This is a genomic window from Vibrio albus (genome assembly GCF_003144035.1).
Lineage (GTDB): Bacteria > Pseudomonadota > Gammaproteobacteria > Enterobacterales > Vibrionaceae > Vibrio > Vibrio albus.
Genome location: NZ_QFWT01000001.1, coordinates 69,426 through 85,429 on the forward strand (window position 1 = coordinate 69,426; position 16,004 = coordinate 85,429).

Annotated in this window: 14 protein-coding genes; 4 read left to right on the forward strand and 10 right to left on the reverse strand. The window is 45.3% G+C overall.

The window, feature by feature from the left end:
- Positions 1-44: 44 nt before the first annotated feature.
- From DI392_RS00225 to DI392_RS00250, 6 genes are all read right to left on the reverse strand, one after another.
- Positions 45-614, reverse strand: a complete 570-nt coding sequence (locus DI392_RS00225) for a YceI family protein (RefSeq protein ID WP_109317902.1) — start codon at positions 612-614, stop codon at positions 45-47.
- Positions 611-1,150: a cytochrome b gene (locus tag DI392_RS00230; protein ID WP_109317903.1), complete on the reverse strand. Its 540-nt coding sequence runs from the start codon at positions 1,148-1,150 to the stop codon at positions 611-613. The genes DI392_RS00225 and DI392_RS00230 overlap by 4 nt, the downstream gene beginning before the upstream one ends.
- A 202-nt stretch (positions 1,151-1,352) precedes the next feature.
- On the reverse strand, positions 1,353-2,108 hold the full coding sequence (locus DI392_RS00235) for an iron ABC transporter ATP-binding protein (protein WP_109317904.1): 756 nt from the start codon (positions 2,106-2,108) through the stop codon (positions 1,353-1,355).
- A 20-nt stretch (positions 2,109-2,128) separates the two neighbouring features.
- Positions 2,129-3,076, reverse strand: coding sequence for an iron chelate uptake ABC transporter family permease subunit (locus DI392_RS00240; protein ID WP_109317905.1), 948 nt, complete (start codon positions 3,074-3,076; stop codon positions 2,129-2,131).
- Complete coding sequence (locus DI392_RS00245) at positions 3,066-4,004, reverse strand: ABC transporter permease (RefSeq protein WP_109317906.1); 939 nt, start codon at positions 4,002-4,004, stop codon at positions 3,066-3,068. The genes DI392_RS00240 and DI392_RS00245 overlap by 11 nt, the downstream gene beginning before the upstream one ends.
- A gap of 19 nt (positions 4,005-4,023) precedes the next feature.
- Positions 4,024-4,920, reverse strand: coding sequence for a siderophore ABC transporter substrate-binding protein (locus DI392_RS00250; RefSeq protein WP_281259805.1), 897 nt, complete (start codon positions 4,918-4,920; stop codon positions 4,024-4,026).
- A 152-nt stretch (positions 4,921-5,072) separates the two neighbouring features.
- On the opposite strand from DI392_RS00250, the gene DI392_RS00260 reads away from it, so the two are divergent.
- Complete coding sequence (locus DI392_RS00260; RefSeq protein WP_181388324.1) at positions 5,073-6,569, forward strand: TonB-dependent receptor domain-containing protein; 1,497 nt, start codon at positions 5,073-5,075, stop codon at positions 6,567-6,569.
- A gap of 124 nt (positions 6,570-6,693) precedes the next feature.
- The gene (locus DI392_RS00265) at positions 6,694-8,109 is read left to right on the forward strand and encodes an enterochelin esterase domain-containing protein (protein WP_181388325.1); all 1,416 of its coding nucleotides are present in this window, start codon (positions 6,694-6,696) and stop codon (positions 8,107-8,109) included.
- Positions 8,110-8,197: 88 nt separating this feature from the next.
- Here the strand turns inward: DI392_RS00265 and DI392_RS00270 are convergent, their stop codons facing one another.
- Together DI392_RS00270 and hrpA are read right to left on the reverse strand one after the other, a co-directional pair.
- Complete coding sequence (locus DI392_RS00270; protein WP_109317909.1) at positions 8,198-8,680, reverse strand: outer membrane beta-barrel protein; 483 nt, start codon at positions 8,678-8,680, stop codon at positions 8,198-8,200.
- A gap of 116 nt (positions 8,681-8,796) precedes the next feature.
- Positions 8,797-12,744: an ATP-dependent RNA helicase HrpA gene (gene hrpA, locus DI392_RS00275; RefSeq protein ID WP_109317910.1), complete on the reverse strand. Its 3,948-nt coding sequence runs from the start codon at positions 12,742-12,744 to the stop codon at positions 8,797-8,799.
- Between the two features lie 166 nt (positions 12,745-12,910).
- Here hrpA and DI392_RS00280 point away from each other — a divergent pair, with 166 nt between their 5' ends.
- Together DI392_RS00280 and DI392_RS00285 are read left to right on the forward strand one after the other, a co-directional pair.
- The gene (locus tag DI392_RS00280) at positions 12,911-13,267 is read left to right on the forward strand and encodes a VC1380 family protein (protein ID WP_109317911.1); all 357 of its coding nucleotides are present in this window, start codon (positions 12,911-12,913) and stop codon (positions 13,265-13,267) included.
- 26 nt (positions 13,268-13,293) lie between these two features.
- Positions 13,294-13,746 (forward strand): tellurite resistance TerB family protein, encoded by a 453-nt coding sequence (locus DI392_RS00285; RefSeq protein ID WP_109317912.1) that lies wholly within the window; start codon positions 13,294-13,296, stop codon positions 13,744-13,746.
- Positions 13,747-13,776: 30 nt separating this feature from the next.
- On the opposite strand, the gene DI392_RS00290 is transcribed toward DI392_RS00285, so the two are convergent.
- Together DI392_RS00290 and DI392_RS00295 are read right to left on the reverse strand one after the other, a co-directional pair.
- Positions 13,777-14,307 carry a 3'-5' exonuclease gene (locus tag DI392_RS00290; RefSeq protein WP_109317913.1) on the reverse strand — a complete coding sequence of 177 codons (531 nt, stop codon included), beginning with the start codon at positions 14,305-14,307 and terminating at the stop codon, positions 13,777-13,779.
- Between the two features lie 95 nt (positions 14,308-14,402).
- On the reverse strand, positions 14,403-15,914 hold the full coding sequence (locus DI392_RS00295; RefSeq protein WP_181388326.1) for a diguanylate cyclase domain-containing protein: 1,512 nt from the start codon (positions 15,912-15,914) through the stop codon (positions 14,403-14,405).
- Positions 15,915-16,004: the final 90 nt, after the last annotated feature.

The window sequence follows — 16,004 nt, forward strand, 5'->3', positions numbered from 1 at the left end:
ATGAGCTTCAAGATTACGTTGATAGGGGGTGGGACTTCTAACGCCTACTGACGTATCCCTTCTACATACAGCTCCATATCCACATAACTGGCGGGCCCCATAACTGTGATATCAAAATCAGCCAGTTCAAGTCTGGTCTTGCCCACAAAGCCTACCCGGTAACCGCCCCACGGGTCTTTACCCTCACCAATAAAACTGGCTTCGATAGTAATTGGTCTGGTTTTTCCATGCAGGGCGAGATCACCGTTAATGGCCAGTTTGCCATCACTTAGCTCAGTCACACGGGTACTGGTAAACTTAGCTTCCGGAAACTTGCTGGCGTAGATAAAGTCATCACTGCGGATGTGCTTGTCACGCTCCGCGTGGTTGGTGTCCAGGCTGGTTGTGTCAACGGTAACATTCACTTTAGACGCGGTCAGATTGTCTGCATCATAAGAAAACTCTCCGCTGAATGTGTTAAAACGGCCTTTTATAAAGCTGTAGCCCAAGTGGCTCACTTTAAAGTTTACCGAAGCGTGAGCATTTGAGGTATCGATAACATAATCAGCCGCCATTGCGTTTAAAGGCAAAGCAAGTACAGAAATCAGGCTTGTTGTCCGTAACAGTTTTTTCATTTCGCAGCTCCTGTCATTTTGCGTAATGTATTGTCTTTATCAATAAAGTGATGTTTGAGTGCTGCCAATACATGTATTGCAACGAGGCCGATAAGGCCCAAAGCAACATAGTAATGAACCCGACCCGCAATATCAGATTGATGAGGGAACAGCTCTCCGGCTCCCGGAACGGTAAACCAGTTAAACACTTCAATCCCCCGCCCGTCAGACGTTGAAATCAGATAACCGGAAAAAAAAAGGACGAACAGAAGCAGGTACATCACATGGTGTGCGCTGGTCGCCAGAATAACTTCATAGCGCTTCCCTTCTATTTGTGGGGATGGTTTTAAAAGCTTCCAGATCAATCGGAATAAGGTCAACATGGCCAGCAGAATACCGACCGATTTATGCCAGAAAGGTGCTACTTTATACCATTCACTGTAGTAGGTGAGATCGACCATCCACAAGCCGAGAACAAACATACCAAGTACCACAACGGCACTCACCCAGTGAATGATCCTGGCAACAAGATTATAATTCCGGACATCCCCGCTCATACCTAACTCCTTGGTCACATCACGTTCTATGATGCAGATCACTCTTATTTTTTCTATTATGGATGCATTTCTCCATATTAACATCGGAAATATTTGATTACTTAATTCAAATATTTTGAATATAACAACTGCACAATATTAAGGGTTTCTAAAATAAACAGGCTTGTTGTTATCAGCCTATTTGTCTTCATTCATATTAACTCTAGTAATACATACAGATACGCTTTCCGTTCACCTCATTAATAATAAATGGTGTTTCATAGATACTGGTAAGCACATCACTTCTTATGACCTCATAAACGGATCCCTGCGCTTTGAGCTTACCTTTTTTTAATGCGATTAGAGTATCGGAATAACAAGAGGCAAAATTAATATCATGGATAACTAAAATTACCGCCTTATTCAGTTCTCTGGACATTTCACGTAGTACTCGCATTATCTGCAGGGAGTGCTTAATATCCAGATTATTAAGAGGCTCATCCAGATAGATATAATCCGTATCCTGAGCAATAACCATGGCAATATAGGCTAACTGGCGCTGACCTCCGCTCAGCTCATCCATATAGCAAGACTGAATATCCCGAAGATCCAGATAATCTATCGCCTGGTCAATCACCTTCTGATCAAATTTCGTTAGCCTCCCATGACTATATGGAAATCGTCCGAAGGCAACCATCTCCCTCACCGTAAAGCGCATAGTAACGTTATTAGACTGCCGGAGTACCGACAGAGTTTTGGCCAGCTCCGTGGTATTCCAGTCATTGATGGCTTTACCTTCTATGACAACATGGCCATTATCTGCAGACAGCAATCGGCTCGCTATCGACAGAAGCGTACTTTTCCCTGCACCATTAGGCCCAATAATAGAGGTAACCTTTCCTTTAGAGAAACTAGCAGACACCTGATCCACAACCACCTGATCACCGTATTTTTTGTGTAATTTATGTATTTCTATCATCTCACTTAACGCCTTATTTCTCAGTAACCCTTATTTCTCAGTAAAACGGACAGAAAATATATCCCACCAACAAAATTAATTATGGTGCCTATCGTTGTTTCGAACATGAACAGATGCTCTACGCTCCACTGCCCGAGCAGAAGAACCGCAACAGAAATCAAAGAACAACCAATCAATAGCAGCCTATGTTGATAACTTTGGAGCACCTCTCGGGTCAGATTGCTGACTAACAAGCCAAAAAACAGTACAGGTCCGATAAGAGCGGTTGATATTGCGATCATAAAAGCAGTAATTAACAGAACATGCCGGGTTATTTTATGAACATCTACCCCAAGGCTGGTTGCGTTATCTTTATCCAGCCAGAAAATATCCAGCGAATAACTCATTCTATAAAGAAGCCAGCAGAGTACCAGCAGTGGAATGAATGTCATGTAGACTAAATTGGCATCAACATTGTTGAAACTGGCAAACATATTACTTTGAAAAAATGCAAAACTATTCGGGTCCATTATCATGGTGAAAAACGACATACTACTGTCAAATACCTGGCCAAACACCACACCGATTAATAACAACATCAGAATATTTTTTGGTTTTCTGCCAAAATAAAAATGAAAAAGCATCATCGAAAACCCCATCATCAGTAATACTGACATGGAGAAGTTAATATAGGGACTAAGGATATAGTGGCTTCCTGCTCCAATAATAACAACCAGCACCTGAATTAACAGATACAATGAGTCAAACCCCATAATACCTGGTGTCAGAATACGGTTATTTGTTATTGTCTGAAAAACAAAAGAAGACTGTGCCACCGCAATAGCTGCCAGTATCATCGCCAGAACCTTTGGGGTTCGTATGGATAAAAAATACTGGTAATTATCTGCCGTTAATCCACTACCAAGGAACAGCCCCATCACCAGAATACAAATTACGGCCAGGATTATTAATTTATATTTATCTGCCATTATGTTTTCCTTTTATAATCAGATAAATAAATACCAACCCACCCAGAATACTAATGATGATAGAAATCGGAATTTCATAGGGGAATACAATCAGACGTCCGCCGATATCGCAGCCCAGTACCAATAAAGCACCTACTATTGCCGTTAACGGGATATTTTTCCTCAGATTATCTCCGGTTATTGCACTCACCAGATTAGGCACGATAAGACCTAAAAACGGAAGTTGCCCGACGATCATTACCACGGAAGCCGACATAACAGAAACCAGCATAACACCGAGCATCACTACCTGCTGATAGTTTAACCCCAGGTTAGTCGCGAACTCTTTGCCCATGCCAACAGCCGAAATCCGGGCGGCATACCAATACCCCATAAAAGCAACCGGTATCGCAATATATAAAAGCTCAAAGTTACCAGTGAGAATATGAGAGAAATTCGCAACCGACCAGTTACCCAGGCTTTGCAGAACATCAAACTTATAAGCAATAAATGATGTCGCGGAATCAATGACTTCACCAATAATAATGCCGATAAGCGGCACCAGCACCACATCTTTAAGCTTTATCTTATGGATAAGGGAAACAAACAGCAGAGTACCTGCCATAGCAGAACCAAACACCACGAACAGTTGATTCACAAAAGGCAGATACACCAGGCTGACGATATAGCCAAGCTTAGCAAACTGTATAGTCCCAGCCGTAGACGGAGCCGCAAAGCGATTTTGCGTCACCTGCTGCATTATCAGCCCGGCGATACTCAGACCGGCCCCCGACAGAAGCAATGCTGACAAACGTGGCAGCCTGCTGGTAAACAGCAGCTCCAGCGCCGCCGGGTCAGCATGAATAATACCGGTCAATGTCAAGTCACCAACACCAATAAACAACGAAGCCAGGCAACTCAGAATCAGTAACAGTAGTAACTTTTTCACTTTGTTTATCCAGACCGGATCACTGAAGCTGACTGATATTATCCAGCATGATCTGAGTTGCGGTGACACCCCCAGCCGCGACATACCAGGCACCAATATCAAGATACGCAATTTTGTTGTTTTTATAGGCATGTGTTTGTCTTACTAAGTCATTGTCTATGCCAGGTGTCCTACCCGTATGAGTTCCGGAAGTCAGCTTATCCCGGTCAAGGATCAGCAACGTATCGGGGTTCGCCTCACGAATAAATTCGTAGGAAATGACATCACCATGCTTATTTTCTCGGATATGTTTTACGGCCTCCTGATAGCCAAAGTCCTTATAAATTGAAGAGAAACGAGAATTTTCACCGAATGTCGTCAGGTTATTACCGGATTTCATCACCGTAAGCGCTGTCATACCTTCACTGTATTCAGCCAGCTCCCTGAATACAGCCTCGAGTTCCTGCTCTTTCGCTTTCACCCGGTTTTCAATAGAGAAAATTCTGCCAATCACCTCCCACTGCTTTTTGGTGCTCTCCCAGTAGCCCTGATGACTGTCGACAGAAAACACAATCGTCGGGGCGATTTCAGACAGCGCCTTAAAATTAGCGGCACTTCTGATCCCCACAATAATAAGATCCGGTTTCGCCGTGTATATGGATTCGTAATCCGGTTCAAACAGACTTCCTGACGAAGCGTACTCATCAGAAACATATTTCTTCAGATAATCCGGTAGATACGCTCCTTTATTAACTGCCACAGGTTCAATACCCAGGCTATCCAGTACATCGAGCGGAGCAACACCGATAACCGCCACCCGCTCCGGGTTTACCGGTACTTCAGTAAGCCCGGCCTGATGCAGCACAACCACGCTTTTCGCCATTACACCCGTTGAGGCAAATACAAATAACAGAATAATTCGCGCAAAAATTTTCACTTTTTAATCCTTAAAAACAATACGTTAATACTAACCAAGAGACAAATACGCTGGTGTTCAGAATCAAAGCGATACCAGCGGTCGGGATGCTATCTACATTCGGGGAATGAGTGAGGGCTACACTCTTATCCTTGTAAATGGTACGTGGCCCGATGTCGGCTTTATACGGTTCTGATGCTATTGGGGGTGTGATCAATATTATTACCAAAACGCCAGACAATAGCTGGGGTGGTCATCTCAGGCAGGAAAACAAAGTTGTTACCTCTGGTGAGCAAGGTGAGCAGTCCAGAACCAATATTTATACTTCCGGCCCGGTCAGCGATTCTTTATCTCTGGCGGTTTCCGGTGAGATCTATGACCGGAATGCGTGGTATCTGGATAACGGTGATGGCTCTGAATCCCCGGCTCTGGAAGAGAAAATCAGCAGAAACCTTTACACCACCCTTACCTGGCAAATTAATGATGCTCAGACAGCCGAATTTGACTTCAACTATAACCATGATGAAAGGCCCTATTCTCTTTATGGTACGCGCTCTGCGTACCGGGATCAGAGTATCGACCGCCTGACCTTCAGCGGAACTCACCGGGGAAACTGGTCATGGGGTAACAGTACAGTTACAGTCAATTATGAAGATGGCAAAATTGATGACTATAACAGTTCATACGATGCCCCTCAGCAACGTGAACTGAAGGAAAAAAACCTGCTGCTTAACGGATATATAAACACTCAGTGGAGTATCCATAACATTACGCTTGGATCAGAACTTCAGGATCAGACGGTAGAAGATCCCGTTACCTACACTGAAACCGGTGAAAGTAATACCAGTTTATATGCTCTGTATCTGCAAGACGAAATGAGCCTGACCGATGACCTGCTACTCACTCTTGGCGCTCGTCTGGATGATCATGAAGTTTTCGGCCAACACATGACTCCTCGCAGCTACCTCGTTTATAGCTTGAATGATAGCGTGACATTGAAAGGTGGTGTAAGTGCGGCATTTAAAGCACCTCAGGCTTATCAGATGAGTGAGGAATACCAGATTGTCAGCTGTGGTGGTAGCTGTACTCTTAGCGGCAACCCTGATTTAGAACCGGAAACCAGCGTTAACTATGAAATTGGCATGGAAATTCTGCAGAATAGCTGGGACGCAAGTATTGCACTGTTTAAAACCGAAGCTGAAGACATGATTATCGCTAAGACCGCTGTTGTTAACGGATCAAGAACAAGATGGTGGGCGAACGAAGATGAAGTCACCATTAACGGTATTGAACTTGTCGGATCGGTTGATTTGACCGATAGCGTGACTCTTAATGGTAACTACACTTATCTGGACACCGAAAACACCGATGGGGAAGATCTGGAAAATCGCCCGGAACATGCAGCGAGTGTCACTGTTGACTGGCAAATGACCGAAAAATTAAGCAGCAGCTTAACTGCTGACTATACCGGAGAGCAGTTCGACGGCTCAGATAATTTACCCTCTTACACCATCGTCGATCTTGGCTTTGCGTTCCAGGCGACAGACAGTATCAACCTGAGCACAGGAGTAAAGAATATATTCGATATTCGGTTAGACAAAGAAGACAGCGACTTCACCCAACATGAACTGGGCCAGAACATCTATGTCAGCGCCGGTATTGATTTCTAATTCTGACCATTAACTATAAGCCCCGGATACGGGGCTGAATTTTTGTGTATCTGCTATGTTCAAAATACATCGTACTCCTATCATTCCTTTGTTCTTTTTTCTCTCTCTGAGCTCAAGTGCAGCCATGCTAAATAACCAGGAAATTCGCTTCATACTGGATGACCAACAAACATTCCGTCAGGAACTCACGTTAACAGCAAACCGTTATCTGACAGGAGATATCTGGTCAGACGCTCCAATAAATAATGTCTTCATTACAGATAAAACAAACCACCCTATAAAGCAGTTTATGCCCTTACCCGGACACGGGGCTGACATCCACTTCCGGGTCCCTGCCAGTGGAACATTCATACTAACCGTCGAGGGAAAACCAAATACTGAAGGAACCATACACCTGTCAGAAAAGTCACCGGCAGATACCTCCCTGCCACCCAAGCTGCTGAGCCCCCGGCTACAATCTCTGACTACGGCGTTACAACATAGTCAGAAACCTCTGACGCAATTCTGGCAAGAGGTTCAGGAAACAGGAACGCCTTTAGTCGAACCACTTCAACCTTATAGCCCGGATGATCCCAGAGGAAAATCTATCCTGACATTTTTGTGGCGAGGAAAACCGAATCATGTAAGGCTGTTAGGCGGACCATCCGCCGATCATCCGGAACTTATACGGCTAGCGGATACGGATGTGTGGTATCTCAGTTTTATTATTCCGAACGATACACAGCTATCGTACCAGCTCGCACCGGATGTCCCTGATTTTGCCGGAACAGACAGAGAAAAAAGAAGAGCCATCTTAGCGACGGCACAAAAAGATCCGTTAAATCATCATCCATGGCATTATCTCGACTCGCTGGATAAATACAGTACCTGGTCAACTGTCCGGCTTCCTGCCGCACACGGTGAAAAGTGGCTCGATAAGACACCGGAAAAGAAAGGAACCGTAGTCAGGCATAATGTTGTCAGTAAACAGTTAGGTAACCAGAGGGCCGTCTATATTTACCGGTCACCGGAGCTAGAAAAAGAGATTCCGCAAGTCAAAGCGCTGTTCATAAGCAACCCAAGCGCGAAAAGCAGAGCTTCGGAGCTCGCCTGTAATCCGACATTTAGTGATGCCTTGGTTAGCGAAATATTACCTGATCTTGCGAAAGAGGAAAATTTAGGAACGGATAATAAAATCCTTATCGGATCCAGTTACGGTGGGCTTATCTCCGCATGTACGGCGATAAAGTATCCGGATATGTTCTCAGGAGTATTAAGTCTTTCAGGCTCGTTCTGGTGGAAAGAACCCGGTGAGCCGAACCAGTTTGGCCAGGAAAAATGGGTAATATCACAGCTCGCCCAAAATAAAACGTTACCTGTACGCTGGTTTATCACAGCGGGCATCTTTGAAAATACCTGGATATACCCAAGCAATGAAGAATTAAGAAGTGTGTTACAAGCCAAGGGATATTCATATCGTTTTGAACCTGTTTCAAGCTCACACGATATGCTTAGCTGGCGTTCTGCTTTACCTTCCGGACTCATATATTTGCTCAATTAAGCAAAAGAGCAGCCAGTTGGCTGCTCTTTATTATCGGTTCCGGAATCCCCAGTTAAGCTGGAGATTTCATATCTGAATATGTCCGGCCTTATAAGAAGTGGAACGTCGCGTTCAGAGTAAAGGTTTCTACTCTGTCGTCATCCATTTCATACACTTCATAACCGGCACCAACAGAGAAAGGCCCCATCATAAAGTATTCAGCCCCGAAACCGTACATAATATCTACGCCATCATCGTCAGGCTGACCGGTTGTCGTGGTTTCCCACGCCTGCAAACCGGCACGACCATAGATATGCAAAGGTCCCAGATCCACACTTGGACGGGCGGCGATAAACTTGGTTGTCGCTTTAGTTTCGACACCGGCTGACTGGTCAAACGAACCCAGGTTTGTGTATCCGGCTTCAATACCTAAAAATGGCAAAATACCAGTACCCACATAAACAGTCGAAGAAGTCGATGTTTCGCCGTTCAGGTCTGATTGTCCCACATTCGCACCACCATAAATCAGTGCGTCAGCAGAAGCAGTTGTTGCAAAACCAGCCAGAGCCAGTGCTAATAACGTTTTTTTCATACATTACCTTCTTTCATTAACTGACAGCCAAAGAGGAAAACCCTTGCCTCCCTGCCCGACGATTTGTGTTCTTTCAAAATCATGCAAAAAACTTGCCTATGATAAAACGCCACCACTTAGCAAGCATCAATAGCGTTTTTGATCCTTTTATCCGAAACCGGGTATGGTGTACCTAACTGCTGAGCAAAGTAACTAACCCTTAGCTCTTCAATCATCCAGCGAATTTCTTTTACATTCTCCGGTACTTCCACTCCTTTCGGAATCTTATTCAGTAACTCTTTATAATCACTATAAACTGATTCAATTTTCAGCATATGCAATCGATCTTTGTTCGGGTCAATCGGCAGCTTTTCCATGCGCCGTTCAATTGCTTTCATATAGCGAAGAATATCTGGCAGTCGCTTCCAACCGCATTCTGTCGCAAAGCCTTTAAAAATCAAACCTTCAATTTGTGACTTTATGTCAGAAAGTGCAAATGCCATGGTAAAATCTATCTTACCTTTCAGCTTTTTATTGATACTAAAGGCAGTCGTCAGAATAGTTTCAACCTGCTGAGCGATATCCACCACGGTATCACCAAGTTCACCACGAACATGCTCTTTTAACGTTTCGAACGCTTCCGCTTCCCAGACCAGTCCACCCTGTTCTTCAATAAGTTTATCTATCCCGCAGGCGATACAGTCATCAATCAAATCAAGGACTTTCCCGTATGGGTTAAAGTATAGACCTAACTTCGACTTGTTTGGCAAATTAGCGTGTAAGTACTTAATAGGCGATGGCACATTCAGCAAGATCAAACGCCGTTGCCCTGCTTTCATCGCCTGCTCTTGTTCCTGTTCGGTCTCAAACAGTTTAATCTCAACACTATTTTTTGCATCGACCAGTGCCGGATACGCTTTCACATCAAAGCCGCCACGTTTCTGCTCATAAACCTTCGGCAGTTCACCAAAGCTCCAGGTATGCAGATCCTGCTGCTCGATATCGTCATCCGCCACCTGAGAAAGTGTTTCCTGAACTTTTTCTTTCAGGCTTTCTTTCAGTTCATACAGGTCTTTGTTTTCTTTCAGCTTACGTTTACGGTGATCCACCGCCCGGAACGTCACTTTCAGGTGTTCAGGTACCTGATCCAGGTTCCAGTCTTCCCGTCGGATCTCTACGCCAGTCATGCGCCGCAACTCTTTTTCCAGCGCATCCAGTAACGGCATCTCCATCGGCGTCACCCGGGCAAGAAATGCATCAGCATAATTTGGAGCCGGCACAAAGTTACGTCGTAACGTCTTCGGCAATGACTTAATCAGGCTAACCACCAGTTCCTGTCGTAGCCCCGGGATCTGCCAGTCAAACCCAGCCATGTCGATCTGATTCAGTATCGGCAGAGGTATATGTACCGTCACGCCATCGTTGTCGTCACCCGGCTCAAACTGATAACTCAGCTTGAGTTTCAGCCCATCCTGATGCCAGAAATTAGGGTAATCCAGCTCGGTAACATGGCTGGCGTCACCACGGAACAACATCTCCTTCTCGAAGTTCAGGAGTTCAGGAGTCTGTTTCCCCGCCTTCTTCCACCAGCTGTCAAAATGTTTCCCTGACACCACTTCGGTACCGATACGTTGATCATAGAAATCAAACAGCTCGTCATCATCGACCAGAATATCTCTCCGGCGCGATTTATGTTCCAGCTCTTCGACTTCCATCAACAATTTACGGTTCTGTCTGAAAAACGCATGCCGCGTTTCCCAGTCCCCTTCTACCAGCGCGGAACGGATAAAGATTTCACGGCTGACCGTTGGGTCAATCGTGCCGTAGTTCACCAGACGTTTAGGGACGATAGGAATACCGTACAGAGTCACCTTCTCGTAGGCCATGGTGGCGGCGCGCTTTTTCGACCAGTGAGGCTCACTGTAACTGCGTTTGATCAGATGCTTAGCTAATGGCTCAACCCATTCCGGCTGAATTTTTGCCACGATGCGCCCCCACAATTTTGAGGTTTCCACCAGCTCAGCAGAGATAATCCATTTAGGCTGTTTTTTAAACAGACCAGATGCCGGGAAGATATGAAAACGGGCATTTCTCGCGCCCTGATATTCATTTTTTTCCTGATCTTTGAGGCCAATATGTGAAAGCAAACCAGTTATCAGCGCACTATGAATGCCCTGATAACTCCCCGGTTCATCATTCAGCTTGGTATCCATTTCCCGCATTACCTGATGCAGCTGAAAGTAAACATCCTGCCACTCACGGATACGCAGGTAGTTCAGATATTCCTGCTTACACTGCTTACGGAATTGATTGCCGGTCAGTGCCTTCTGTTGCTTCTGGATATAATCCCAAAGATTCACGAAGGTAATAAAATCGGACTCTTTGTCAAAGAAACGTCTGTGTTTGTCATCGGATGACTGCTGCTTATCCGACGGACGTTCTCTCGGATCCTGAATGGATAAGGCCGAAGCAATAATCATGACCTCTTTCAGGCAACCATGGCTCGGCGCTTCTATGACCATCCGGGCAAGACGAGGGTCTATCGGCAAGCGGGACAGCTTACGTCCTATCGTCGTCAGACGTTTTTTCGGATCTTGGACTTTGTCGTTAATGGCTCCGAGCTCTTCAAGCAGACGCACACCGTCCTGAATATTGCGCTTATCCGGTGCCTCAACAAACGGAAAGGCCTGAATATCGCCCAGTCCCAACGATGTCATCTGTAAAATAACGGACGCCAGATTGGTTCGCAGAATTTCCGGATCGGTAAATTCCGGACGGGAAAGAAAATCATCTTCCGAGTAGAGGCGAATACAGATCCCTTCCTCCACACGGCCACAACGCCCCTTACGCTGGTTCGCACTCGCCTGAGAAATCGGCTCAATCGGCAGACGTTGTACCTTAGTACGGTAGCTATATCGACTGATACGAGCGGTACCCGGATCAATCACATATTTAATACCCGGTACAGTCAGAGAGGTTTCTGCCACGTTGGTCGCCAGTACAATTCTCCGGCCGGTATGCGGCTGGAAAATTTTATTCTGCTCTCCGGCTGACAAGCGGGCATAAAGCGGCACGACTTCAGTGTCCCGCAGCTTATGCTTGTTCAGCGCATCAGCCGTATCACGGATTTCCCGTTCACCGTTCATAAAGATCAGGATATCGCCCAGCCCTTCAGCAGCCAGCTCATCCACTGCATCCAGGATCGCTTCCTGCTGATCTCGGTCATCCGCATCGTCACTGGAAAGCGGACGATAACGTGTCTCAACCGGATAAGTACGACCGGAAACCTCAATAATGGGCGCATTATTAAAGTGCTTTGAAAAGCGTTCCGGATCGATGGTCGCAGAGGTAATGATGACTTTCAGGTCGGGGCGACGCGGCAGCAGTTCCTTTAAGTAACCCAGAATAAAATCAATATTCAGGCTACGCTCGTGGGCCTCATCAATAATGATGGTGTCGTACTGATTCAGATAACGGTCATGCTGAATTTCTGCCAGCAAGATACCATCGGTCATCAGTTTAATCTGAGTGTTATCCGAGATCTGATCGTTAAATCGCACCTTATAACCAACCAGCTCGCCCAGTTTAGTCCCGGTTTCTTCCGCAATACGGCTCGCCACTGAGCGTGCCGCCAGACGGCGTGGCTGGGTATGCCCTATCAGGCCGGATTTACCGCGTCCCAGCTCTGAACAAATCTTAGGTAACTGAGTGGTTTTACCCGAACCCGTCTCACCCGCAACAATAACAACCTGATTCTCATCAATCGCCTTAGCGATATCCTCTCGCTTCTGGCTGACCGGTAAGATCTCTGGGTAATCAATGTTTATCTGATATTGCTGACGCTCTTGAACGACCAGCATCGATTTCGCGATGTCCATGGCAATCTCATCAAACACTGCCAGTCTGGATTCCGCTTTTTTTATCTTATTTGCGCCGGAAATACGCTTTTGCAGGCGAAAGCGATCTCGGATCATGCAATCTTTCAGCGCCGCTCTTAACTTCGCCGCGCTGTTTTGGTTCTCTTGTCTTTTATCGGTATTTTCTTTATGCACGTTTTCTTTGTCCGCATATTTTTTCGACCACATGGCTTTTTGCGGTCGTGGGCTGTGACGATGTCAAAGCACTAGCTGGGTTTATCTCTGAAAAATTGTCGGGATTGTATCACAGGATGGTTTTTTCTTTATACCTGCTTAATTTTACCGGGCTTTTGCCGTTACAATAAAAGAATCGCATTTGGAGTACGCCATTTTAATGAAAGCATCTGAACTTAAACATTTCCTTTCCCAACTCCCCGAAAACGCCGACCCTGATATTGTGACAGGAGAGATCTGGTTGCCCGAGCGTCTGCTTGAAGCGACATTTGATGGAGAAATGGTGAATCTCTCTTTTGATAACGCGCCGGAAGAAACCGAAGGCGATGAAGAGCCCCGGGGATTTTTAGATCACGAAGTGTCGATGCTTAAAGAACGTATTGAAGAGTTAATGAGCGAAAGTTCTGATCACAAAACTAAAGCCGAGGTATTTTTGCGGCTGTTTATCATGGGGCATGAAAAATCCAGTTCGGAAGTGATAGAGATTCTGGACGATCCAGAAAGCTGGTATAGTTAAGGCGTGTTAAAGAAGGATGTAACCTTATGTTGAATTCATTTAAAGCTATGTTTAGACAGCTACTGGAAGGCGATGATCTTGCACAAAACACTCACCTTTCTCCGGATTTAGCGATGGCAGCACTGTTGTGCGAGGTATCTTCGGCAGACCATGCAATAGAAGAACAGGAGAAACAGGCAAAACTCACGCTCTTACAACACCTGCTTTCTATTGAAAAACAAGAGGCAAGTCACCTGATAGCGCTGGCGACAGAGAAGGTCAAAGAGTCTGCTTCACTGTATGACTTCACCTCTACGCTTAGGGAACTGGAACGGGAAACCCGGTTTGAACTCGTCAAGGCCATGTGGAGCGTGGCCTTTGCCGATGGGCACATTGATCCACTGGAAGATGCAGTCATCCGTAAAGTCGCTGAGCTTCTCTATGTTGACCACAGTGAGTTTATCCGGGCCAAACTTCAGGTTACTGAAGCCCGGAAATAATACCCGTCAGCTCTCTATAGCAATACCTGCCTATAGCAATACCAGCGCCAGCTTCGCCAGGTTATAAGCATCCACATAGCCTGAGTGCTGGCGACCTTCCCATTCGATACCCTTTGCCTCCTGAGCGGCCCGGTGACCGATACGTTTGTTTTTTACCCGGTTCTGAATCCGGTATAGAGTGGCTAGGTTCACAAACTCTTTAAAGGGGATCTCCAGCCCTTTATTCTTACACTCCTCTCGCAGAATAAGGTCATCTCTGCCCCATGCGGCGTAAATTTTATTCGGCCCACCAAAGTTCTTTATCATAGACTGAATAATATCGGCCAGAGGCCTTCCCTGCTTACGAATGGTTCTGGGTGTAATACCGGTTAACTCCGTACAGAATTCAGAAATGTCGTCTTTCTCTGGCCTGACATAGTATTGTGCCCGCTTTACTATCGCGCCTTTTTCCAGATCAATTTCGGCCAATCCGACCTCAATGATCTCACCCGTGGTACCAACACCATCGACATTCCAGCAGCACATTTCTAAATCGAAGCAGACAACCCGGTTGTAATTCATTATTTCCCAAACTCAACTTAAAGCACAAAACAAATCGCAAATATAAAGCCGTGGATTCTAGCCTAACTAATAAAAAACAGCTACAGGAACAAATATTAACCGACACTCACTCTGCTTTCATTGCCTCCGTTTTCTTTGCTTTTATATAATGCGTTGTCGGCTCTGTGCTCTATTCGATCAATATCACCACCTTTCCATATAGCTCCACCAAGGCTGATTGTCAGATAAAGTGGAGAAGCCTGGCCCCATGGATTTAACTCAACTTCTGTACGTATCTTTTCCATATACTGTTTCAGTTCAACCGGGTGCTTTTTATCACACAAAATAGCAAACTCGTCTCCACCAACCCGGTAAATCTGGTCACCCTTCTCCAGAATATCAAAAACGATATCCACAATATGGATTAGCGCATTATCTCCGTTATGTCTTCCGATACGGTCATTCACACTCTGAAACCGGTCGACATCAAAGATGATCAGGCTGAATATATCAGCATTGGATATTCTTTTGTCGCATTCATAATAAAACGCTTTTCGGCTTAATGCGTGGGTTTGGTGATCATGGTTAAGCTGATATTCCAGCTCGTATGAGCGTTTCGTCAGATCTCTTTCTAAATGCACCCTTGATACGGTAACAGTGCCGACGATAGCGGTGATAAGCAGAGAGCCCAGCCCTCCCAGCATGCCAATCATTACCAACCGGCTATCAGTATCATCCGAAAGTAACTGTTGATAACGAAAACGTACCTGCCAATTACGGTTGGTAAAATACAGATAGTGGGTGAATTCTAATTCAGCCGGAGTGTCCCAGTTTTTACTTTGATAAAACACTTGTTCATCACTAGACTGGATTTTTCCGTCAACAATCTTTATCGCGATCTTATCCAGCTCCAAATAATGGTTGATCACCTCTTCGAGGTAAGCCTGTGAACGAATCGCACTGATAACAATCCCTTTTAATTCCTGATTCGTTGGCTCAAATACAGGATAATAGATCAAAAAGCCATCAGCCTGCCCCCTGTTGTAAAGATCACTTTGTAATAGCACCTGCTTATCAGACAAATAAGGCTTCCGATTCAGCTTTAAAGACTGAAGGATTTGCAAAAACTGGTCTTTCGCAGGGAAAAAACCAATCACTTCCCGGTTTTCATTGGTTAGCGGGTAGATATCAGAAGCGATATAAACATAATCCCCCGTATGATACTTCTTATACAGAAGAGAATGATTCTCTGTGGTGTAAGGTATAGCTTCCGGGTAGCGCCTTTGTATTTCTTCCATATGAGCGATCAACTCTTCCGGAGCCACTCTCTGCATCCACTGAAGCGCGATAATATGGGACTGGTGCTCTAAGGTTCCTTGTGCAAAATGGGGAAACTTATTCCATTCATTTTCATCGACAGAATAGAAGAAATTGGCCACTGAACCTGTCAGGTTTATATCCTGATCAATCATCGTCTGAAGCAGCTCTACCAGTTGAACAGCTTCTGCTCTATGGCGGCTTATCGCATTTTCCCGTTCACTATTATCTAGAGTGAGCACCGTAAAAACAGTCATTCCAACAGAAATGACAAACACAAGAATGGGCGACCAAACCACTTTATTTTTCACGATATTCTCCATAAATACATACGACATCTCTTTATCGAGCCTATGTGCCTTATATAAATCTAGCTGATCCTAAAGTAATCTCCATACCGC